Consider the following 20,582-nt stretch of genomic DNA (forward strand, 5'->3'; position numbering starts at 1 on the left):
TTTGATCGAGGCAAATTTAATGCACTCAAAGGAACCTCAAACGAGGTTCTTAATACATAAGCTCTACTGGCTTAGTTCACTAGCACACTGTTGAGTTCTCAAGCAACACACCCCGAATCGCACCGAGTACAACTCGGCCTTATCCGAAGCAGTCATTCCTAGCAGTTTTGGTGAGACACCCACTCAATCACCCAGAGGTGAGAGCTTGGTTCGTGTCCCGCGGCCACCCGGTTTCCCTGGCGACTTGGAGAACTTTACATGGCCGGAAACCCCCCAAAACAGGGGGGTACCTTAACGACATTCCCGCAGGTCAGAGGCCGGAAACGGGCCGACTCCCGGCGATCACCCGGTGATCGCCCCAGGGGCGCCCCAGGTGAACACCGGGAAGAAACATTGCTCCGAGTACATTGCACCGTATTGATCTCGTTGATTGCTCCGATTAGCTTCGAGTCATGAGCACTGCGGAACTCGACGGCATCTCCGTCGCTTACGACGACCTCGGCAGCGGGCTGCCCGTCGTCCTCGTCCACGGCCACCCCTTCAACCGTTCGATGTGGCGTCCCCAGGCCGAACGCTTCAGCCGGGAGGGCTACCGGGTCATCACCGCGGACCTTCGCGGGTACGGCGAGACGACCAAGCCAGAGCACAGCGAGAAGACCGGACTCGACGTCTTCGCAGCCGACATCGCCCGTCTCACCGATCACCTGGACATCGGGCGGTTCGTGCTCGGCGGCCTCTCCATGGGCGGGCAGATCGTCATGGAGTTCCACCGCACGTACCCCGAGCGCGTCCTCGGACTCCTGCTCGCCGACACCTCCCCTCAGGAAGAGACCGAGGAGGGCAAGCGCGTCCGCAACGAGACGGCGGACCGGATCCTCGCCGAGGGCATCGGCTGGTACGCGGACGAGGTGCTGACGAAGATGGTCTCGCCGGAGAACGTCCGTACGCAGCCGGACGTGGCGGCGCACGTACTACAGATGATGCGCACGACGCCCAAGGAAGGGGCGGCCGCCGCGCTGCGGGGCCGGGCCGAGCGGCCGGACTACCGGGACAGCCTCACTCACATCCAGGTGCCGAGCCTGATCGTCGTCGGCACCGAGGACGAGTTCACGCCGGTTCCGGACGCCGAGTTGATGCACGAACTCATCCCCGGCTCCACCCTGGCGGTGATCGAGGGCGCGGCCCACATGCCTAACCTGGAACGCGAGGCCGAGTTCGACGCCGTGTTCGCACGGTTCTTGAAAGAAATTGGGTGATCGTCTCCATGTCCCAGAAGACCGTCTTCGTGACCGGCGCCAGCGCGGGGTTCGGCGTCGAGATCGTCCGCCGGTTCGCCGCGGACGGCGCCAAGGTCGTCGCGGCCGCGCGCAGCAAGGACCGGCTCACCAAGCTGGCCGACGAGCTGGGTGAGAACGTCCTGCCGATCGAACTGGACGTCCGGGACGCCGACGCGGTGGCCGCCCTCCCCGGAACGCTGCCCGCCGAGTTCGCCGAGGTCGACCTGCTGGTCAACAACGCCGGCCTCGCGAAAGGCCTCGAGCCCGCCCACCGGGCGAAGCTCGACGACTGGGACCAGATGATCGACACGAACATCAAGGGGCTCGCGCACCTCACCCGCGCGCTGCTGCCCGGCATGGTCGAGCGCGGCCGCGGGCACGTGATCAACATCGGGTCGGTCGCGGGCACCTACCCCTACCCCGGCGGCAACGCCTACGGCGCGACCAAGGCGTTCGTGCACCAGTTCAGCCTGAACCTGCGCGCGGATCTACAGGGCACCGGCGTCCGGGTGACCAACGTCGAGCCCGGCCTGGTCGGCGGGACGGAGTTCTCCGTCGTCCGTTTCGAAGGCGACCGGAGCAAGGCCGACGACGTCTACAAGGGGACGACGCCGCTCACGGCCGCCGACGTCGCCGAGTCCGTCTTCTGGGCGGCTTCGCAGCCGGAGCACGTGAACATCAACGTCATCGAGTTGATGCCGGTGGTGCAGAGCTTCGCGGCGTTGCCGATCCATCGGCAGGACTAGTTAGTCAGGCGGAGCCTGTCCGTTGAGGGTGGTGGTGGGGCGGGGTCCGGGGAGCGAGAAGAGGTCGAAGAGCGCCTGCTGCTCCGGGCTCCGCTCGGTCAGCAGGCGCCGCGTCCGCGGGCGGCCGCCGGTGGACGGGTAGCGCAGCACCGTCTCCCCGATCCCGGCCAGGCTGTCCATCAGTTCGCGGACCGAGAGGTTCATCCCGGCGCGGTCGGCCTCGCGCCGCATGAGGTGCGTGACCGTCGACGCCAGCACCGTGACCAGCGTGTGCACGGCGATCCGATGCGGGCTCCAGTCCCAGCGCGGGGTCGGACCGGCGACGGCGGAGCCGGTCAGCCAGCGGAACGTCGAGTCGAGGTGGGTCCGGGCGCGGTAGGCGGTGACGACCTCGGCGACCGGCCAGTCGTGGTCGGTGACCAGCACCTGTTTACCGAAGAACTCGTCGTGCAGCCGCGATACGGCGGCGTCGTCGATCTTCCAGGTCAGCCGGATCTCCCCCGGTCTGGTGCCCGTCAGCGACGGCGAGAGCACCCGTTCGACGCGGCGGCCGCGGGTGATCCGCGCGATTTCGGCGTTCACCTGGCCCCGGTCACCCCGGTAGGTGCCCGCGGCCAGTGCGGCGTCGAGACCGGCGAGTTCGCGGGTCGCGGTGCCGAGTTCGTCGCCGAAAGCGCGGGCCTGCGCGTTGTGCAGGGTCTCCGAATGGGTCAGGATCACGCGCCGCCGAATGCCCGCGACCACGGCTCTGGTGTCGAGGGCCGTCAGCCCGGCGAAGCGCTCCGGGTCGACAGGCTTGCGCGCGGACGGCGGTTTCGCCAGCAGGTCCGGATGTTCCGAGAGCGGCAGCGCGCCGACGAAATGCCGTCCGAGGTCGAGTTGCGCGGCCTGGCCCGCGGTGAAGACCAGCGTGACGGGGTACAGCGAGCGGAGATCCTCGGCGAGCGCGGCGAACGGCGGCGCACCTTCCCTCGGATACACGTGCGAAGCAAGCGGGATCGCGCCGTCCTTGGTCACCACCAGCCCGAGTCCGGCGAGTTCGCAGCGGCGGGGATCGACCGCGGTGAAGGCGGCGAACTGCGGCACGTCGACGGCGAGCGCGGCGTTCCCCGTGCCCAGCCAGGACAGCACCGCGTCGGCGACGGCGGTCTCGATCCGCGTGAGCCGTTCCGGGGTGAGGCGTTGCAGTGCTCGCCAGTGATTCGCCAGGTCGGCCTTCAGGAACTCCCGCGCGACACCGTCCTCCCACCACGTGGCGAGATCCGTGTCCGGCGCTGTCGCCCGGTGCAGGACGGCGAGCGCGAGATGCGTACCCAAGGTGGTCGTGGCGCGCTGGGCTCCGACGGCGTCGTCGACCCGCCGCACGAAGTCGAGCCGCTCAAGCGTCGCCCATACTGCCGCGACGTCACCGAAGGTCCGGTGACGCGCTTCGCCGGGCGCGGAGACGTCGCCGTCCATCGCGCGCCCGATCTCCTCGGCCGTGCCGAGGTAGCGCTGGGACACCACGCGGGGCTCGCCGTCGACCCGCGCGGAGGTGACGAGGTAGTAGTACGTCCGCCCGCCGACCTTCTTGCCGATCACCGAAGCCACACTTTAGGTAATACACCCCGGCCCACTGATCGGCAACCAAGATCGCGCTCTGACCTGCGTAAACAGTGACCACACCCACGTGGGTCACCTGGTGTCGGAATGCACACTGGCAGGTGGAGCGAGTCCGGCCATAGCGTGCGGGAATGGCATCCCCTGCTGACGCGAACGCCCCCACCACCTCCGCGATGCGCCGGTCGCTCGCCAGGGCGCGCGACGGGAAGACCCTCGACCTCGCCGAGGCCTCGATCCTGCTTCAGGCCCGAGGCGACGATCTCAAGACGTTGTCCGAGCACGCCTCCCGCGTCCGTGACGCCGGCCTGGTCGCGGCCGGTCGCCCCGGCGTGGTCACCTACAGCCGTTCGGTGTTCATCCCGCTGACCCGGTTGTGCCGGGACCGGTGTGGTTACTGCACTTTCGCGACCGTCCCGGGCCGGGTCGAATCGCCGTTCCTCTCCCCCGACGAGGTCCTCGACATCGCCCGCAAGGGTGCCGCGATGGGCGTCAAGGAAGCACTGTTCACCCTCGGCGACCGTCCGGAGGACCGCTGGAAGGCGGCGAAGGACTGGCTCGACGCGCACGGGTACGACGACACACTGTCCTACGTCCGCGCGATGGCGATCCGGGTGCTGGAGGAGACCGGCGTCCTGCCGCACCTCAACCCGGGCGTACTGACCTGGCAAGACTTCCAGCGGCTCAAGCCGGTGTCGGCGTCGATGGGCATGATGCTGGAGACGACGGCGAAGCGGCTCTACACCGAGAAGGGCGGCCCGCATTACGGCTCGCCCGACAAGGACCCTGACGTCCGCCTGCGCGTTCTCGAAGACGCGGGCCGCAGCTCGGTGCCGTTCACGACGGGCATCCTGATCGGCATCGGCGAGAACTTCGAGGAACGCGCCGACTCGCTGTTCGCCATCCGCAAGGTCGCGAAGACCTACGGCGGCATCCAGGAAGTCATCGTGCAGAACTTCCGCGCGAAGCCGGACACGAAGATGCGCGCGACCCCGGACGCCGACCTCGAAGAACTCGCCGCGACCATCGCCGTCGCGCGGCTCGTGCTCGGGCCGAAGATGCGCATCCAGGCGCCGCCGAACCTGATCGGCCAGCAGTACGAACTGATGCTGAACGCGGGCATCGACGACTGGGGCGGCGTCTCCCCGCTGACCCCCGACCACGTGAACCCCGAGCGCGCGTGGCCGCAGATCGACGAACTCAAGCGCCGCACCGAGGCGCTCGGGTTCACCGTGCGCGAGCGGCTCCCGATCTACCCGGAGTACGTCAAGACCGGCGAACCGTGGCTGGACCCGCGGATGAACGCGCACCTCGCGCCGCTGACCGAGGCCGAGACCGGGCTCGCGATCGAAGAGGCCATCCCGGTGGGCATCCCGTGGCAGGAGCCGGACGGCGGCTGGAAGGAGGCCGGGCGTACCGATCTGTACGTCGAGGTCGACACCATCGGCCGGACGGAAGACCGGCGCAGTGACTTCGACTCGGTCTACGGCGACTGGGCGGAGATCAAGGGCAACATCAAGACCGCGCCGCAGCGATTCGACCTCGATGTCCGGGATGCCTTGCGCAGCGCGGAAAAGAACCCCGCCGGGCTGTCGGACGACGAGGCTTTGGCGCTGCTGCACGCCGACGGGCCGGAGCTCGACGCCTTCACCAAGATCGCCGACGACCTGCGCCGCGAGGTGAACGGCGACGACGTCACCTTCGTGGTCACGCGGAACATCAACTTCACCAACGTCTGCTACACCGGCTGCCGGTTCTGCGCGTTCGCCCAGCGGCGCACCGACGCCGACGCGTACACCCTTTCGCTGGAGCAGGTCGGCGACCGGGTCGACGAGGCGTGGGCCGCCGGCGCGACCGAGATCTGCATGCAGGGCGGCATCCACCCAGATCTGCCGGGCACCGCGTACTTCGATCTCGCGGCCGAGGTGAAACGTCGTCAGCCGGACATCCACCTGCACTCGTACAGCCCGATGGAGGTCGTCAACGGCGCCTCGCGGACGAATCTCTCGATCGAGGACTGGCTCGCCCGCGCGAAGGAAGCCGGTGTCGACTCGCTGCCGGGCACGGCCGCGGAGATCCTCGACGACGACGTCCGCTGGGTGCTGACGAAGGGCAAGCTGCCGACGTCCGAGTGGATCAACGTCGTCACCACCGCGCACAAACTCGGCATCACGACGACGTCGACGATGATGTACGGCCACGTCGACACCCCGGCGCACTGGGTCGGGCATCTGAAGTTGCTGGCGAAGTTGCAGCGGGAAGGCCTGGAGCGCAACGGGTGGCGCGGGTTCAGCGAGTTCGTGCTGCTGCCGTTCATCCACCAGAGTTCGCCGATCTATCTCGCCGGGCTCGCGAGGGCCGGGACGACGCTGCGCGAGAACCGCGCGGTGCACGCGCTGGCCAGGCTGCTGCTGCACGGGACGATCGACAACATCCAGAGTTCCTGGGTGAAACTCGGTGAAGAAGGCAGTCGCGCGGTGCTGCGAGGCGGGGTCAACGACATCGGCGGGACGCTGATGGAGGAGACGATCAGCCGGATGGCGGGTGCGGCGAACGGGTCGTACAAGACGATCAGCGACATGCGCGCGATGGTCGAGCCGCTGGGACGTCCGCTGCGGCAGCGGACCACCGAGTACGGCACACCGACGGCGGAGCGGATCGCCGCGGCCACCGAGTCGGACGGGGTCGCGACCGCGGTCCGGCGGCCGCTGCTGCCGCTTGTCACTTCCTGACGAATAATCCGCGAAGGCCCCCTTCTCCACGTGCAGCGCGAGGAAGGGGGCCTTCACTTTGCGTGTGTCACCGCTCACAAGGAGCGGGGACCCCCGGCGTTTTCTGTGCTAAACCCGAGAATCACTTCCGGGCAGCCGAGAGGACGACGATGACCGCGAGCGCAGTCCAGGTGGCCGACACCGCCCGCTATCCGTTGTCCGAACCGGAAAGCCCCGCCTGGCGCGAAATCGTTTACCGCACCCGCGCTGAACTGCGGGAAACGGGATGCAGTGTGCTCTCCGACTTCATCCGCCCGGAGTTGTGTGACGCCCTTCGCCACGAAGGCGCGCAGATCGCTCCGGAGGCATACGCGAAGATCGAACGCGTCAACGCGTACAACACCGCCATCGACACTCCGTTACCGGAAGGCCATCCCGGCCGCACCATCATGGAACGCGGCAACGCCTTCGTGGCACGCGACCAGATCCCGGCGACCGCGATCATCCAGCAGCTGTACGCGAGCCACGAGTTCCAGCGGTTCGTGGCCGACTGCTTCGAACTCCCCGCCCTCCACGAACTCGCCGATCCGCTGTCCGGTCTGGTGCTCAACGTGATCGAACCGGGCCGCTCGCATCCGTGGCATTTCGACACCAACGAGTTCACCGTCAGCATGCTCACGCAGGAAGCCGCTGACGGCGGTGTCTTCGAATATTGCCCGAACATCCGCTCGGAGAAGGCGGAGAACTTCGACGACGTCCGCGCGGTCCTGGCGGGCGAAGGCGAGCACCTGATCCGACGGCTCACTCTGCGTCCCGGCGATCTTCAGCTGTTTCGCGGACGCTTTGCCCTGCACCGCGTGAGTAGTGTTCAAGGAGCAACAGCACGCCATTCCGCGATCTTCGCCTACAGCGAGCGTCCTGGGGTCATCGGCAGTCCGGAGCGGACTAGACAGCTGTTCGGCCGGGTCCTGCCCGAACACGTCGCTTCAGCGGCCGTCCGGGGCGATCAGCTGCTCGACTAAGTCAGGAGCCCGGCCCGTGCCTTTGGATTCGACCGGCAAGATCTCCTTCGACCACATCTACACCGAGCCCGATCCACGTGCCTTCTTCGGCACCTTGCGCAGGCTCGATTACGACATCCCACAGCAGGCCAAAGCCTATTTCGCGAAACTGATCGACGAGTACCGTGCTGAAACGGGCGTCAAGGTCCCGACGGTGCTCGACCTCGGCAGTTCCTACGGTGTCAACGCGGCGTTGTACCGGTGTGACACCTCGATGGAGCGGCTGTACGACCACTACGCGGACGGCGAGTCACTGAGCCGGGACGACCTGATCGCGCACGACCGGCGGATGGTCGAGAGGCTCACCGTCGGCGAGGGGGTCCGCTTCATCGGCCTCGACACCTCCGCGCCCGCGCTGGACTACGCGCTCGCCGCGGGCTTCATCGACGACGCGATCCACGCGGATCTGGAGAGCGAAGACCCGTCGGAGGAGCACCGCGCGCTGCTGGCCGGCGTCGACATCGTCATCTCGACCGGCTGCATCGGCTACGTCACGGAGAAGACCCTCGTCCGGATCGCGCGGGAAAACCGGCCGTGGATGGCGCATTTCGTCCTCCGGATGTTCTCCTACGAACCGGTCGCCGCGAGTCTCACCGATCTGGAGTACGACACCGCCGGGGTCGACGGCGTCTTCCGGCAGCGAAGGTTCGCTTCGCCCGAGGAACGAACGCAGATCCTGGACAATCTGTCCGTCGCGGGTGTCGACCCGCGTGGGCTGGAAGCCGACGGCCGGCTGTACGCGCGGCTGTTCGTCTCCCGGCCGAACGGCGCGGCGGGCGGGCTCGCCTCCGCGCTGAACGCCCTGCCCCTTCGAGATCAAGGATGATCGTGAGCAGTCCGGAACTGTCCACCCGCACCTTCGGCAACGAGGACGTCCTCCCGCGGGTCCCCGTCCCCAGTCTGGAGGACACTTGCCGCCGGTTCCTCGAGTGGTGCTCGCCGCTGCTCACCCCCGGTGAGCTCGCGGAGACCGAAGGCGCCGTCACGGAGTTCCTGTCGGAGAAGAGCCCGGCGCACGAACTCCAGAGCGCGCTTGAGGCCTACGACAGCCGTGACGGCGTCCGAAGCTGGCTCGACACCTTCTGGCCGTACCGCTACCTCGGCCGCCGCGACCGGATCGCGCTCAACGCGAACTTCTTCTTCCTGTTCTCCGAGTCCCCGTTGGGACAGCTGGAGCGGGCGGCCGAACTGGCCGCGTCGGCGGTGGACTACAAGCTGAAGCTCGACGAGGAACTGGTGCCGCCGATCGTGCTGCGCGGGCAGCCGCAGTCGATGGTGCAGCACAAGTACCTGTTCTCGGCGACGCGGATCCCCGGTGCCGTGCAGGACACCGCGCGCACGCCGTACCGCGAGGAGTGGCCCGGGCCGTCCAGGGCGCGGCACATCGTGGTGTTCCACCGTGACACCCCGTTCCGGATGGACGTCATCGCGCCGGACGGCCGCCCGTATTCCCCCGAACAGCTGGTCGCGGGGCTACAGACGATCGTGAAGTCGGGGAACTTCGTCGAGGATCCGGCGAGCACCGCCGGGCATTTCACCACCAAGGCGAGGGCGGAGTGGGCGGCGACGCGCGAAGCGTTGCTCGCCGCCGGGAACGCGGCCGCGCTCGACGACATCGAGACCGCGTTGTTCTGCCTGTGCCTGGAGGATTTCACTCCGGCGGACGAGCAGGAGGCGTGCGACAAACTGCTGCACGGCGACAGCGGCAACCGCTGGTTCGACAAGGCCGTCTCGCTGATCGTGTTCGAGGACGGCACGGCGGGGATCAACGTCGAGCACTGCGAACTGGACGGGACCACGATCCTCGGGTTCACCGACGCGTTGCTGAGCGGAACGCGGCTGGACCGGGCGCCCGCCGACGGCGTCCCGGCGTCCGAGGTCATCGAGTTCGTCTTGGGTGACGCGCTTCGCGAGGACGCCCGTGCCGCAGCGGCGGCCTTCGCCGCGTACGCCGACGCGACCGCTACGAAGACGGTGTCCTTCACCGACTTCGGCGCGAAGCGGGCGAAGGAGTTGGGGATGTCCCCCGACGGCTTCGCGCAGATGGCGTATCAGCTCGCGCACAAGCGCGCGAAGGGGATCACCGGCGCGACGTACGAGTCGATCGCGACGCGGCAGTACCAGAACGGGCGCACCGAAGCGATGCGTGTGGTGACGCCCGAGGTGCAGTGGTTCGTCAGGGTGATGGACGACTCGAACGCGGATCGGCAGACACGTCAGTCTGCCTTCCGCGCGGCGGCCGCGAAGCACGTCACGCGAGCGAAGGAATGCCAGGCGGGTGACGCGCCGGAGCAGCACCTGTGGGAGCTGCAACTGATCCAGAAACGGCGTGGCGTCGAGGAATCCCCGGCGCTGTACTCGTCGCCGGGCTGGCTGAAGATGCGCAACGACTATCTGAGCACCAGCTCGGCGCCGTCGGTGAACATCCGGTACTTCGGTTTCGGGTCGACCAGCCCGCAGTGCATCGGCATCGCGTACGTGCTGCTGCCGGATCGGCTGAACGTCTACCTGTGCACGCCGAAGCACGTGGCACACGAGATGGAGCTGTTCGCCGCGGAACTCGCCACGGCGATCACGGAACTGCAGGAGCTGCTGGCGTAGAAGGTGGCCACGCAGGTCCGTGAAGGGCCCCTTTCCTACCTTGAGGAGGCTGTTGCCAGGAACTTAAGGTTGTTGGCACGGGCGTGTTTCTGACGTGTTTGCCCTGGTCGGGCAGGGGGCGGCAGGACACGGACGGGTCGCCAGCGGGCGAGTGAACGTGCTCTCGTGTCGGCTCGGTTGTCTCTAGTACAGGAAGGCCCCCTTTCTTGCGCCTGGCGCAAGGAAGGGGGCCTTCCTGTACTAGAGAACTCGGACAAACAAGAGCAAATCAGACAATTTAACCCGTCGTCGTCCTTTGTGGACACTTGGAGAACCTCGGACGCCGACCCTTAAGTTCCTGGCATTGACCGTCAGGGTATGGAGGGGGCCCTTCACCACTCACCGAGCCGTCGTGAGTGGTGAGACGACACGTGTGATCAGACGGACGACACGCGTGACTGGAGGGACGACACCCGCCGCGCTTCGATAGGGTCCGCGGGTGCTGGGGAAAGTGACCTTGACCGTGGCGGCGACGATAGCGGTGGTGACGGGGTGCAGTGCGCCCCCGCCACCACCGCCGGTCCCGCAGACGGTGCACACGCCGGAGCCGGGGACCGTCGAACCCGCGGGCTGTCTCGACACGGGCGTCACGGTGAAGTCGGGGCCGGTCGAGGCCGCGCTGGGGCACCGGGCGATCGTCGTGACGCTGACCAACTGCGGCACGGCGCCGCGCACGCTCACCGGCTATCCCGAAATCCGCTTGCTGGACAAGGAAAAGCGGCCGATGGCCGTCGAGGTCGAACACGGTACGTCCTATATGGCGATCGATCCCGGCGCGGCGCCGCAGACGGTCCAGCCCGGCGGGACGCTGCTGTCGGTCGTCTCGTGGTCGAACACCGTCACCGTGGGTTCGCCGGAAGCGGGCGCGTACGTGACGGTCGCCGCGGCCAAGGGTGACCCGGAGCAGCGGATCACGGTCGACACCGACCTCGGCACCACGGGCAAGCTCACGCTGACGGCTTGGAACCCGAAACTCAAGAACTGACGTTTGTGACGAGACCGCACGACTCTGCGACAGTTCCGCACCAGCTCACGGCGAGCGCGGTGAAGCGCCCTTACGATCGGTGAGCATTTCGATCTTGGGAGACCCATGCCGCGCATCCTGCTCGTCGAAGACGACGAAGCCCTGGCCGAAGCGCTCACCCTGGCGCTGAAGGCTCTCGGGCACGACGTCGTCGTCGCCCCGACCGGGGAGCGGGCGCTGGAGGCGCTGTTCACCGACCGGCTCGAACTCGACTTCGTGTTGCTCGACGTGATGCTGCCCGGGATGGACGGTTTCGAGGTCTGCCGCCGGATCCGCGCGCGCAGCAGGCTGCCGCTGGTCCTGTTGACCGCGCGCGGCGACCCGATCGACATCGTCGCCGGGCTTGAATGCGGTGCCGACGACTACGTGGTCAAACCCGCCGAACCGCGGGTGATCGACGCGCGGATCAAGGCGATCGGCCGTCGCGCGGTCACCGCGCCCGGTCCGTCGTCGGGGGTGCTGCGGGTGGGACGCCTGGAGATCGACGCCGCCGCGATGAGCGTGACCCGCGACGGCGTCGAACTGGCGCTCACCGCGACCGAGATCCGCCTGCTCGTCGAGTTCGCGGAGCATCCGAACCAGGTGCTGAGCAGGCAGACGTTGCTGAAACGGGTCTGGGACTACGGCTATGTCGGCGATTCGCGGATCGTCGACGCGGCGGTCGCGCGGTTGCGGGCCAAGATCGAGGACGATCCGGCGAATCCCGTGGTGCTGAAGACCGTGCGCGGACTCGGTTACCGGCTGGTGGATCAGTGAGGCGGCCGTCGTTCGGGCTGCGGACGAAGGTGACGGCGGCGGTCGTGCTGGTGACCACGACGGCGACCGCGGTAATGGCCCTCACCGCGTCGAAACTGCAGGAAGACGACGCTGTCGACAGCTTCGTCTACAGCGCCGAGACGACGTTCGGCACCATGTTCGAGCAGTCGTGGCGCGGGCTCGAAGCGGTGATGGACAACAGACTCACCCTGAAAGAGTTCGCCGGGAGGATGTCCGACAGGACGCACGAGTGGGCGCTGTTCACCAAGCGGCCCGATGGCTCGGCGGAGTTGGTGAACTTCGCCTCGACCGACCTCTGGTACCGGCCGCAGCCTGTGCCTGTCCGCGTCGACGACCGGCTGGGGCTCGTGACGTCGGTCGAGGATCGGGTGCTGGTCCGGACGTCCAAGACGATGGACCTGCTGACGGCGATCACCGTGGACCCGGAAACCGGCAGGCGGCTCCTCGTGGTCAGCGGGAACTTCGTCGACTACTGGGTGGTGCAGTTCTTCGACCTCACCCCGCTGGACATCGATCTGGCCGCGCAACGGCGGAAGCTGGTGTACATCGCGCTCGGCGTGACCGCGCTCGGCGTCCTCGCGGCGGTGTTCGCCGCCTGGAACATCCAGCGGCCGGTGCGCCGCGTCGCCTCCGCCGCCCGCGACCTTGGCGACGGCGCGTTCGAGGTGCGCGTCCCGGTGAAAGGCCGTGACGAACTCGCCGATCTCGCCGAATCGTTCAACGTCATGGCTCAGCGGGTCAGCGAGTCGATCGAGGACCTGCGCGCCAAGGACCGCCAGCAGCAGCGGTTCGTCGCCGACGTCGCCCATGATCTGCGGACCCCGCTCGCCTCGATGGTCGCCACGGTCGACACGCTCGACAGCGCCACCCCCGAGACCCGGACCCGCGCGACCGAACTGCTCGGCACGCAGACCCGGCGGCTGGCGCGGCTCGTCGAGGATCTGATGGAGATCTCCCGGTTCGACGCGGGTTCAGCCGATTTCCGGCCCGAACCGGTCGAGTTGCCCGCGCTGGTCGAAGACGCGATCGAGGTCAGCGTGCCGGGAACGGCCGTCGAGGTCACGAGCACGGGTGACACCACCGTCGTCGCCGACCCGCGCCGCGTCCACACCATCGTGGGCAACCTGCTGGCCAATGCCGCCGGGCACGGCCGGACCCCGATCACCGTGTCCATCGACGGCTCTCCCGACACCGTGACGATCAAGGTTTCCGACTCCGGACCGGGGATCTCCGAGGATTTGCTGCCGATCCTGTTCGACCGGTTCGTCCGGGGCGATCACGCCCGTCAGGCGACCGAAGGCAGCGGGCTCGGCTTGGCGATCGCCCGGGAGAACGCGCGGATCCACGGCGGTTCCCTGGAAGTCCACAACGATCGCGGCGCCGTCTTCACCGTAAGTCTTCCACGGGTGTCACCAGTGTGAGCCCGCGTGGCGCGTAGCCGTCGAAGTACGGCATCGGAACGTGCGTGAGCACCAAAAAGAGCGCGGTCAGCACGCCGATTTGGGACACCTTGAGTTCCCGGTCACCGAGCCACAGCCACAGCACGACGACGAAGTTGGTCACCAGCAGGAAGCCCCAGCGGGCGTCGTCCCAGCCGCCGAACGCGAGCAGCACCGGCGCCGTGATGGCGGCGACGGGTACCGCGGCCGCGAGCGAAGGCCGGTGCAGGAACAGGAATCCGGCGACCACCACGATCGCGATCGGCACCAGGTACAGCAACACGTTGGTGATCGAGTACATCCGCCAGCTCTCGGCCTGCGTACGCCCGAACAGGTTCAGCGCGTCGGCGCGGTAGGCGAAGTCCGCCCCCGCCAGCGCCTGCCGGAGCCTGTCGACGGCGCCGGGCGCGGACGGCGGCAGCGCGAGGATCACCAGCCCGAGCACCGCGGGCGGAGTGAGCAGCGCGCAGGAACGCCGGAACGGAAACCGCCGCGACAGGGCGAAACCGAACACCGGCAGCACGGTGAGCAGCGCGATTTCGTGCACCGTCACCGAAAGTGTCATCAGCACGCTCGCGAGCACCGGCCGGTCGCGGTGCAGCGCCCACAAAGCGCCGAACAGCAGGAGATACAGCACCTGGTCGAAATAGCCGACCTCGTGGAACAGGTAGCCGCCGGTCGGCAACAGGAGCCAGGCGACGATCAGCAACCGCCTGCTTTCGGTGCGGCTGCGGAAGAACGCGATCGCGGTGACGGTCAGCAGTCCACCGAGGACGGCGAAACTCGCGACCGCGAAGACCAGGTAGTCGTGGCCGAACGGCTTCAGGAGCGTGCCGACGAGGAACCGCCGGTGGAAGCCGTCGGTGAGGGAGACGGCTTGCAGTGTCGCCGCCCAGTCTCCCGGCAACCGGAACCCGGTGTACCCCGCGACACTGGCGGCGACCGCGAACAGGGCCGTGACGCTCCGCCGCGGGGTCTTCTCAGGAGCGGCAGCCGGGGCCCGTTCGAGCAAGGTGGTCATGACGCCAAGCTAGGAACGGGGCATGCGGCCACCGTGACCGAAGATCAACGGTTCCGCACGGCTTTGTCACATCGTCGTGTAGGTCAGAAAGGCCTGCTCGGAACCGGCGGCCACGAACGCGGTCCGTGACTTCGTGGTCGTGGGGAGCTCGCAGGAGACCCACGCCACTCCGACGGGCAGGAGCGCCTTCAGCGGTTCCGGTGCGACCGGAGCACCGGCGTGGCAGTTCTTGCCGGTCAGCACCTTCGACACGGCTTCGGGACGCAACTTCACCACAGCGGACAACCGGAGGTCGCTCGGTCCGGGCGCCTCGATGCGGCCTTGGGAGACACCCATCCTCTCCTCGACCCAGGACGCCTCGACGATCTCGCCGACCTCCGGGAACTCTTCGGCGACCGGCGCCGGATCGGTGTGGACGGCGACGGCTTTTGCTTCCGGTTCTTCCGGCGGTGCCGGGTCGCAGGCCGCGGTCAGTACGACCGCGGCCACGACCAACATCTTCCCCATGATGCGCATGGGGACATCTTGGCTCAGGCGGTGAGCTTCAGGATGTCGATTCCGCGAGTGTTGTCGGCGACATAGACGTAACCCTTGTGCCAGTAGGGCGCCCACGCGGCGGCGTCGGCGGGCCGGAAGTAGGCGATCTGCTTCGGGTCGGTCGGGTCGCTGACGTCGAGGAACCGCGTGCCCTGCGAGTAGAACGACTGCACGAGCACCTTGCCGCGGACGTCGAAGTAGTGCGCGGAGCAGTCGCCCGTCGTGGGGTCGCTGCCTTCCTGCCCGGCGACGCTCCAGGTGCCGACGGACTTGAGGCGGAACGGCTTCTCCGGCGTCGAACGCCAGCCCTCGCCGTTGTAGGAGTTCTGCAGCGACGAGATCGTCAGCACGCCGTCACCGGCGCAGCCGTCGAGGAAGCTCTCCTCGGTGGCGTAGATGAGATCGCGGCCGCGCCAGCGGTTCGAGTCCGCGCCATCGGCCGAGCGGTGCCCTGCCGGGTGGAAGCTGTTGTGCATGAACTTCGACGGCGCCGCCGTCTCCTCGACCCCGCCGCCCGCGTAGGGGACCGGGTTGAACGCGGTCGCGCGGCGGACCTTGCCCTGCACGGGATCGCGGTGATAGCCGTTGGTCCAGTAGCCGCGGACGCCACCGCGTCCGGACACCCACGCCACGCCCTCGTCGTCGACCTGGACGTCGTGCACGTAGTCGGTCTTGCCGTCGTTGCGCGCGAGTTCGATCGGGTTCGGGAACGTCTTGGGGTTGCGCGGATCGCGGATGTCGGTCACCCAGATCGGGCGGCCGCCCCAGTCCGCGGGCTGGTTCGCGGCCTTCGACGGGCCGCCGGTCCAGAGGTAGCGGCAGTCGTCGACACAGCTGGTCGTGTGGCCGGCGGGCACCTTCGTGTAGCTCAGGAGGGCCGGTTTGTCCGGGTTCTTCAGATCGATGATGTAGATGCCGGACTCACCGGTCTGCGTGGTCCCGCCGTAGGCACGCGGGTCCCGGGCGAGGAAGACGAGCTTGCGCTTGACGTCGACCTCGGTGTCCTCGGTCTCCCACAGGCCGGGCAGGCTGACCTCGCCGATCAGCTTCGGCGCCGTGGGGTTCTTCGTGAGGTCGTAGACCTTCAGGCCGAATTCGCCGGAAACCGCCATGACATCGCGGTGACCGTACTGCAGGAACCCCATGGCGATGGCGCCTTGCGCGTCGGGCACGTTGCCGACGGCCTTGACGTTCTTCACCGCGCCGGGCGCCCCCGCGACCCGGACCTTCTCACTCGCGGGTTTGTCCTCGTCGCCGCAGGCCGCGGCGGGCAGACCGGTGCCGATCAGGGTCGCGGTGACCGTGGTGATCGCCAGGCATGAACGGAGCAACCACTTTCCTCGCACACAAACCTCCCAGGCTGGTCCCCACACCCTAGGAGCACCGCTTTGCCCGGCACAACCATCGTTGGTCGTGTGGGACTGCTATGACATGACCATGCGCTTGCGTCTTCTGGCCCCGCTCCTCGCCGCCGCCCTGGTCACGGCGGGCTGCACGGAATCCGGCGAACCGCCCGCACCGGACGTTCTTCGCGTCGGGCTGGCCAACCCGGCGACCCTGCTGCCCGCCGACGTCCACGACCAGTCCGGGCGGATGCTCACCGGTGCGCTGTGGACACCGCTGGGTGATTACGACCCCGCGACGGGAAAGATGACGCCGCGGGCGGCCGAATCGGTCACCAGCGCCGACCGGACGACGTGGACGGTCAAGCTCAAGGACGGCGGGAAGTTCCACGACGGCACCCCGGTGACCGCGCAGTCCTATGTGGACACCTGGAAAGCCATCGGACAGGAGCACTGGCGAGCGTCGCAGGTGGTCAAGGAATTCTTGCGGGCCAAGGAGATCACCGCGCCCGACCCGCTGACCATCAAGCTCGTCCTCGACCGGCCGTCCGGACAGATCCCGGCTCTGCTGTCGTCGCCCGCGCTCGTCCCGTTGCCCGCGTCAGCACTGGCTTCGCGCGATTGGGCGGGGTTCGCGCGGCGGCCCGTCGGCAACGGGCCGTTCCGCATGGACGGGGATTGGCAGCCCTCCGGCGGAAAACTGGTCCGGGTGGCGGACGCGCCGGGCAAGGCGCGCGTGATCGAACTGAAGACCGGGGACCCGGCGGCTCAGTACGACGAGGTCAAGGCCGGGAAGCTCGACCTCTCCACGGTGGTCCCCGGCGACCGCCACGAGGCCATGCACGCCGATTTCGCGCAGCGGCACGTGATGTGGGCGCTGCCCAGTGCCGCCTACCTCGGGTTTCCTTTGACCGCACAGCACTTCTCCGACGCGACGGTGCGGCACGGCTTCGCGCTCGGGATCGATCGCGCCGCACTGGAGGCCGGCGTTCTCGGCAAGCAGGTGGACCCGGCGAAGTCGCTTCTGCCGCCCGCCGTCGCACCCGGCGAGCGCAGCAGCACCTGCCGTCCCTGCACCTTCGACGCCGGGGCCGGGAAATCCCTGTTGACCCAGGCGGAGTTCCCGGTCGCTCCGGTCCACTTCGGACAGTCACAGGCGAGCTGGCTGCGACCACTGGCTGAGCAGACCGTCGCGGCGGTCGGCGTCCCGCTCGCCCCGGAGGCGGGCACAGGACCGTTCGCGATCGACCTGAACCTGATGACGCCGAGCCCGCAGGAAGTGCTGGCCGAGATCGTGAAGGCCACCGGCTACTCCAGCGACGGGTTCGCCGACCTGCTGAAATCGGCCGAGGAGACCGACTCCGCCGACAGCGGCGAGGTCTACCGGCTGGTGGAGAACCAGTTGCTGCGGGATCTCCCGGTCGCTCCGCTGTGGTCCGGGCACGGGCACGCCGTCTGGGCCGAGCGAGTCACCGATGTGAAGGCGACGACGTTCGGGGGCGTGGACCTGTCAGCGGCTTCCGTGCGCTGACCCGAGGGTGCACTTCCCCGCGACGACGTCGATGAACGCCGAGGTCAGCGGGTCGGGCGTGCTCCGGCAGTAGGCGGCCAGCGTGCGCCGGATCGCCGGTTCGGGCCGCAGGACGCGGCCGTGGAAGCCCGGGGGCAGCACGTTGGCGGGCACCAGCGCCGGGCCGAGACCCGCCGCCGCGAGCACCGGGGCCGCCGCGGTCTGCTCGGTCCGGACCGCGGCCCTCGGCTGGAATCCCGCCGCGGCGCAGGCCTGGTCGACGAGGTCGGCAAGGCCGTTGCCCGGCGCGTAATGCACCCAAGCGCAATCGGCGAGGGTCGCGAGGTCGACGACGCCGGTGCCGTCGTCCTCGCGCGGCCCGTCGATCGGCAGGACGACGACGAACTCCTCGGTGCCGAGTTCGCGCACCGGCCCGTCCCAGCCCGGCGGGACCGGGCCGACCGCGACGTCGGCCTCCCCCGCCGCCATGGCGTCCCGGAGTTCGTCCGCGTGCCGGAACTCCACCAGCCGGACGTCGACGTCCGGCCGCTCCCGACGCCACACCCGCAACGCCGACGGCAGGACGCCGAGGCCGACCGAGTAGACCGTGGCGATCTGGAGTTCGCCGGCTTCCAGCCCGGACGCCTGCCGGGCCGCGCAGCGCGCGCGATCAGCGTCGGCGAGGGTGGCGCGGGCGTGCGGCAGCATGGCGCGCCCCATCGGGGTGAGCCGGACACTGCGCGGCAGGCGTTCGAGCAGCGGGCCGCCGACACCCTTCTCCAGCGCCCGCACCTGATGCGACAACGCGGGCTGCGTCACGTGCAGCAGTTCCGCGGCCCGGGTGAAGGAGCCGGTGTCGACGACGGTCACCAGGTACTCGAGTTGCCGCAAGCTGGTCATAAAGGGAGTTTATCGGAGCGGTGATATCTATGCCTTGGACTTATCCTTGTGGTGGGTCCAGGCTCGGTGACATGAACGAAGAACGCAAGGTCGCCCTGGTCGCCGGGGCCAACGGGGTCATCGGCAAGAACCTGATCGAGCACCTGGAGACCCAGCCGGGCTGGCAGGTCATCGGCCTCTCGCGGCGCGGCGGCCCCGGACAGATCGCCGTCGACCTGCTCGACGCGGAGGACACCCGCGCGAAGCTCGGCGGCCTGGACGACGTCACGCACGTGTTCTACGCGGCTTATGTCGACAAGCCGACCTGGGCCGAACTGGTCCCGCCGAACCTGGCGATGCTGACCAACCTCGTCGACGCGATCGAGCCCGCCGCGCCCGGCCTGCGCCACGTCAGCCTCATGCAGGGATACAAGGTCTACGGCGCCCACCTCGGCCCGTTCAAAACCCCGGCGCGCGAATCCGACGCCGGGCACATGCCGCCCGAGTTCAACGTGGACCAGCAGCAATTCCTGGAGCGGCGTCAAGCCGGGAAGACCTGGACGTGGTCGGCGATCCGGCCGTCGGTGGTCGGCGGTACCGCGCTGGGCAACCCGATGAACCTCGCGCTGGCCATCGCCGTCTACGCGTCGATCTCGAAGGAACTCGGCCTGCCGCTGCGCTTCCCCGGCAAACCCGGCGCGTACGACAGCCTCCTGGAGATGACCGACGCCGGACTGCTGGCGAAGGCCACGACCTGGGCGGCGACCGGCTCGATGAACGAGGCGTACAACATCGCGAACGGTGACCTGTTCCGGTGGAGCGAACTCTGGCCGCGGATCGCCGCGTACTTCGGCCTGGAGGTGGCGCCACCGCTGCCGATGGCGCTGGACGTCGTCATGGCGGACAAGGAAGAACTCTGGACCTCCATCGCCGCGAAGTACGGGCTCGAGGTGCCGTATAGCGCTGTTTCGTCGTCGTGGGGCTTCGCCGACTTCGTGTTCGGCTGGGACTACGACATGTTCGCGGACGGCTCGAAGGCCCGGCGGGCCGGTTTCCACGAATACGCCGAGACTTCGGCGATGTTCTTCCGGCTGTTCGACGAGTTCCGGAAGGCGAAGGTGATCCCTTGAAAGCATGTCACGAAAGCCTGACCGGCCCATGGGCAACGATGTAGGAATTGGGACGTTCAGCGCCGATCCAGCGGCAACGATTCCGCTGGTGGACGACCGACGGCCGAGTAGCCGGAGGCACTGGGTCCGCGAGCGGCACGGAAGAACGCATAACCGACTTTCGGCAATAGGGTCAGAACGGTGACGAGAACCGACCACACCTCGCCGATCCAGCGACAACGGTTCCACTGGTGGAACGGCCGACGACCGCGCGTGACCACGAAGAACACGTGGCCGATTTCCGGCAATAGGTTCAGAACGAGCGGAAGATCGTCCGTACCTCGCCAGTCCTGTAACAGCGGTTCCGCTGGTGGACGAGCGACAACCGCGCATCTGGCAGCACCGGATCCTTGCGTGACGCGGAAGAACGCGTGGCCGATTTCCGGCAACGAGGTGGGCGGTGGCATGTGCCCGAACCCTGGCCTGACTCGCACGAACAAAACCGGTAGCCGTTTTCCGGTAATGGGGTTCAGAACGGTGGTGGTTCGTCAGCAAGAGGTGTTCGCTCGCGGGGTTCGTGAAGAGGCGGTGGTGTGCTGTCGTAGGTCTGCCCGGTCGGGGTGGTGACGGTCAAGGTGCCGTCGGGGGCGAGCTGGTAGCTCCAGCCGGGTTCGTCTTTCAACCGGTGGTCTCGGCGGCAGAAGCTGACGAGGTCGTCGGCATCGGTATGGCCGCCGTACTGCCAGGGCACCGTATGGTCGAGGTCGCAGGCCTGGGCAGGACGATGGCAGATGGGTCGGCCCTGGGCGCGCCGCCCGAGTTTCCTCGGGTGCGTTTCCCAGAGGCCGCCCGCCGAACCCGCCGTGCGACTCTCGCCGCAACGGGCTCTCCATGTAGTTATGCTTGTTG

At 68.1% G+C, this 20,582-nt stretch carries 18 protein-coding genes; 11 read left to right on the forward strand and 7 right to left on the reverse strand.

Going from position 1 to position 20,582, the window contains the following annotated elements; translation table 11 throughout:
• Positions 1–452: 452 nt before the first annotated feature.
• Positions 453–1,256 (forward strand): alpha/beta fold hydrolase, encoded by an 804-nt coding sequence (locus ACLARN_RS42840; RefSeq protein ID WP_409497223.1) that lies wholly within the window; start codon positions 453–455, stop codon positions 1,254–1,256.
• A gap of 8 nt (positions 1,257–1,264) precedes the next feature.
• A complete protein-coding gene (locus tag ACLARN_RS42845) occupies positions 1,265–2,023 on the forward strand; it encodes an SDR family oxidoreductase (RefSeq protein ID WP_409497224.1) in 759 nt (252 codons plus the stop codon).
• Here ACLARN_RS42845 and ACLARN_RS42850 read toward each other — a convergent pair whose 3' ends face one another.
• Positions 2,024–3,613, reverse strand: a complete 1,590-nt coding sequence (locus ACLARN_RS42850; protein WP_409497225.1) for a transposase — start codon at positions 3,611–3,613, stop codon at positions 2,024–2,026.
• A gap of 143 nt (positions 3,614–3,756) precedes the next feature.
• On the opposite strand from ACLARN_RS42850, the gene ACLARN_RS42855 reads away from it, so the two are divergent.
• The 7 genes from ACLARN_RS42855 to ACLARN_RS42885 all read left to right on the forward strand — a co-directional run bounded on the left by ACLARN_RS42855 (position 3,757) and on the right by ACLARN_RS42885 (position 13,256).
• Entirely contained in the window at positions 3,757–6,354 is a 2,598-nt protein-coding gene (locus ACLARN_RS42855) for a bifunctional FO biosynthesis protein CofGH (protein WP_409497226.1), read from the forward strand.
• Positions 6,355–6,503: 149 nt separating this feature from the next.
• On the forward strand, positions 6,504–7,355 hold the full coding sequence (locus ACLARN_RS42860) for an arpA protein (protein WP_409497227.1): 852 nt from the start codon (positions 6,504–6,506) through the stop codon (positions 7,353–7,355).
• A gap of 16 nt (positions 7,356–7,371) precedes the next feature.
• Positions 7,372–8,220 carry a class I SAM-dependent methyltransferase gene (locus ACLARN_RS42865; RefSeq protein ID WP_409497228.1) on the forward strand — a complete coding sequence of 283 codons (849 nt, stop codon included), beginning with the start codon at positions 7,372–7,374 and terminating at the stop codon, positions 8,218–8,220.
• Positions 8,217–9,995 (forward strand): choline/carnitine O-acyltransferase, encoded by a 1,779-nt coding sequence (locus ACLARN_RS42870; RefSeq protein ID WP_409497229.1) that lies wholly within the window; start codon positions 8,217–8,219, stop codon positions 9,993–9,995. The genes ACLARN_RS42865 and ACLARN_RS42870 overlap by 4 nt, the downstream gene beginning before the upstream one ends.
• Positions 9,996–10,473: 478 nt before the next feature.
• Positions 10,474–11,019 carry a DUF4232 domain-containing protein gene (locus ACLARN_RS42875; RefSeq protein WP_409497230.1) on the forward strand — a complete coding sequence of 182 codons (546 nt, stop codon included), beginning with the start codon at positions 10,474–10,476 and terminating at the stop codon, positions 11,017–11,019.
• A 105-nt stretch (positions 11,020–11,124) separates the two neighbouring features.
• Entirely contained in the window at positions 11,125–11,814 is a 690-nt protein-coding gene (locus tag ACLARN_RS42880) for a winged helix-turn-helix domain-containing protein (RefSeq protein ID WP_409497231.1), read from the forward strand.
• Complete coding sequence (locus ACLARN_RS42885) at positions 11,811–13,256, forward strand: sensor histidine kinase (protein ID WP_409497232.1); 1,446 nt, start codon at positions 11,811–11,813, stop codon at positions 13,254–13,256. Before ACLARN_RS42880 ends, ACLARN_RS42885 begins: the two co-directional genes overlap by 4 nt.
• Here the strand turns inward: ACLARN_RS42885 and ACLARN_RS42890 are convergent.
• From ACLARN_RS42890 to ACLARN_RS42900, 3 genes are all read right to left on the reverse strand, one after another.
• Positions 13,222–14,295: a hypothetical protein gene (locus ACLARN_RS42890; RefSeq protein WP_409497233.1), complete on the reverse strand. Its 1,074-nt coding sequence runs from the start codon at positions 14,293–14,295 to the stop codon at positions 13,222–13,224. The genes ACLARN_RS42885 and ACLARN_RS42890 overlap by 35 nt on opposite strands.
• A 66-nt stretch (positions 14,296–14,361) precedes the next feature.
• The gene (locus ACLARN_RS42895; RefSeq protein WP_409497234.1) at positions 14,362–14,802 is read right to left on the reverse strand and encodes a hypothetical protein; all 441 of its coding nucleotides are present in this window, start codon (positions 14,800–14,802) and stop codon (positions 14,362–14,364) included.
• 23 nt (positions 14,803–14,825) lie between these two features.
• Positions 14,826–16,163, reverse strand: a complete 1,338-nt coding sequence (locus ACLARN_RS42900; protein ID WP_409497235.1) for an LVIVD repeat-containing protein — start codon at positions 16,161–16,163, stop codon at positions 14,826–14,828.
• Positions 16,164–16,263: 100 nt separating this feature from the next.
• Here ACLARN_RS42900 and ACLARN_RS42905 point away from each other — a divergent pair, with 100 nt between their 5' ends.
• Positions 16,264–17,706, forward strand: coding sequence for an ABC transporter substrate-binding protein (locus ACLARN_RS42905; RefSeq protein WP_409497236.1), 1,443 nt, complete (start codon positions 16,264–16,266; stop codon positions 17,704–17,706).
• On the opposite strand, the gene ACLARN_RS42910 is transcribed toward ACLARN_RS42905, so the two are convergent.
• Positions 17,686–18,585 (reverse strand): LysR family transcriptional regulator, encoded by a 900-nt coding sequence (locus ACLARN_RS42910; RefSeq protein ID WP_409497237.1) that lies wholly within the window; start codon positions 18,583–18,585, stop codon positions 17,686–17,688. The genes ACLARN_RS42905 and ACLARN_RS42910 overlap by 21 nt on opposite strands.
• 71 nt (positions 18,586–18,656) lie before the next feature.
• On the opposite strand from ACLARN_RS42910, the gene ACLARN_RS42915 reads away from it, so the two are divergent.
• Complete coding sequence (locus ACLARN_RS42915) at positions 18,657–19,694, forward strand: SDR family oxidoreductase (RefSeq protein ID WP_409497238.1); 1,038 nt, start codon at positions 18,657–18,659, stop codon at positions 19,692–19,694.
• Between the two features lie 56 nt (positions 19,695–19,750).
• Here the strand turns inward: ACLARN_RS42915 and ACLARN_RS42920 are convergent, their stop codons facing one another.
• Both ACLARN_RS42920 and ACLARN_RS42925 read right to left on the reverse strand, forming a co-directional pair.
• Positions 19,751–20,140 (reverse strand): hypothetical protein, encoded by a 390-nt coding sequence (locus ACLARN_RS42920; protein WP_409497239.1) that lies wholly within the window; start codon positions 20,138–20,140, stop codon positions 19,751–19,753.
• Between the two features lie 62 nt (positions 20,141–20,202).
• The coding region (locus ACLARN_RS42925; RefSeq protein ID WP_409497240.1) for an HNH endonuclease signature motif containing protein at positions 20,203–20,582 on the reverse strand (380 nt) is incomplete at its 5' end.

The organism is Amycolatopsis sp. cmx-11-12, from assembly GCF_046269425.1.
In the GTDB taxonomy this organism is placed as follows: domain Bacteria; phylum Actinomycetota; class Actinomycetes; order Mycobacteriales; family Pseudonocardiaceae; genus Amycolatopsis.

What these genes read in the sequence shown, in the direction of transcription:
- ACLARN_RS42840 (WP_409497223.1), top strand. Translation starts at nt 453, where the DNA reads ATGAGCACTGCGGAACTCGACGGCATCTCCGTCGCTTACGACGACCTC.
- ACLARN_RS42845 (WP_409497224.1), top strand. Translation starts at nt 1,265, where the DNA reads ATGTCCCAGAAGACCGTCTTCGTGACCGGCGCCAGCGCGGGGTTCGGC.
- ACLARN_RS42855 (WP_409497226.1), top strand. Translation starts at nt 3,757, where the DNA reads ATGGCATCCCCTGCTGACGCGAACGCCCCCACCACCTCCGCGATGCGC.
- ACLARN_RS42860 (WP_409497227.1), top strand. Translation starts at nt 6,504, where the DNA reads ATGACCGCGAGCGCAGTCCAGGTGGCCGACACCGCCCGCTATCCGTTG.
- ACLARN_RS42870 (WP_409497229.1), top strand. Translation starts at nt 8,217, where the DNA reads ATGATCGTGAGCAGTCCGGAACTGTCCACCCGCACCTTCGGCAACGAG.
- ACLARN_RS42880 (WP_409497231.1), top strand. Translation starts at nt 11,125, where the DNA reads ATGCCGCGCATCCTGCTCGTCGAAGACGACGAAGCCCTGGCCGAAGCG.
- ACLARN_RS42890 (WP_409497233.1), bottom strand. Translation starts at nt 14,295, where the DNA reads ATGACCACCTTGCTCGAACGGGCCCCGGCTGCCGCTCCTGAGAAGACC.
- ACLARN_RS42895 (WP_409497234.1), bottom strand. Translation starts at nt 14,802, where the DNA reads ATGGGGAAGATGTTGGTCGTGGCCGCGGTCGTACTGACCGCGGCCTGC.
- ACLARN_RS42905 (WP_409497236.1), top strand. Translation starts at nt 16,264, where the DNA reads ATGACCATGCGCTTGCGTCTTCTGGCCCCGCTCCTCGCCGCCGCCCTG.
- ACLARN_RS42910 (WP_409497237.1), bottom strand. Translation starts at nt 18,585, where the DNA reads ATGACCAGCTTGCGGCAACTCGAGTACCTGGTGACCGTCGTCGACACC.
- ACLARN_RS42915 (WP_409497238.1), top strand. Translation starts at nt 18,657, where the DNA reads ATGAACGAAGAACGCAAGGTCGCCCTGGTCGCCGGGGCCAACGGGGTC.
- ACLARN_RS42920 (WP_409497239.1), bottom strand. Translation starts at nt 20,140, where the DNA reads ATGCCACCGCCCACCTCGTTGCCGGAAATCGGCCACGCGTTCTTCCGC.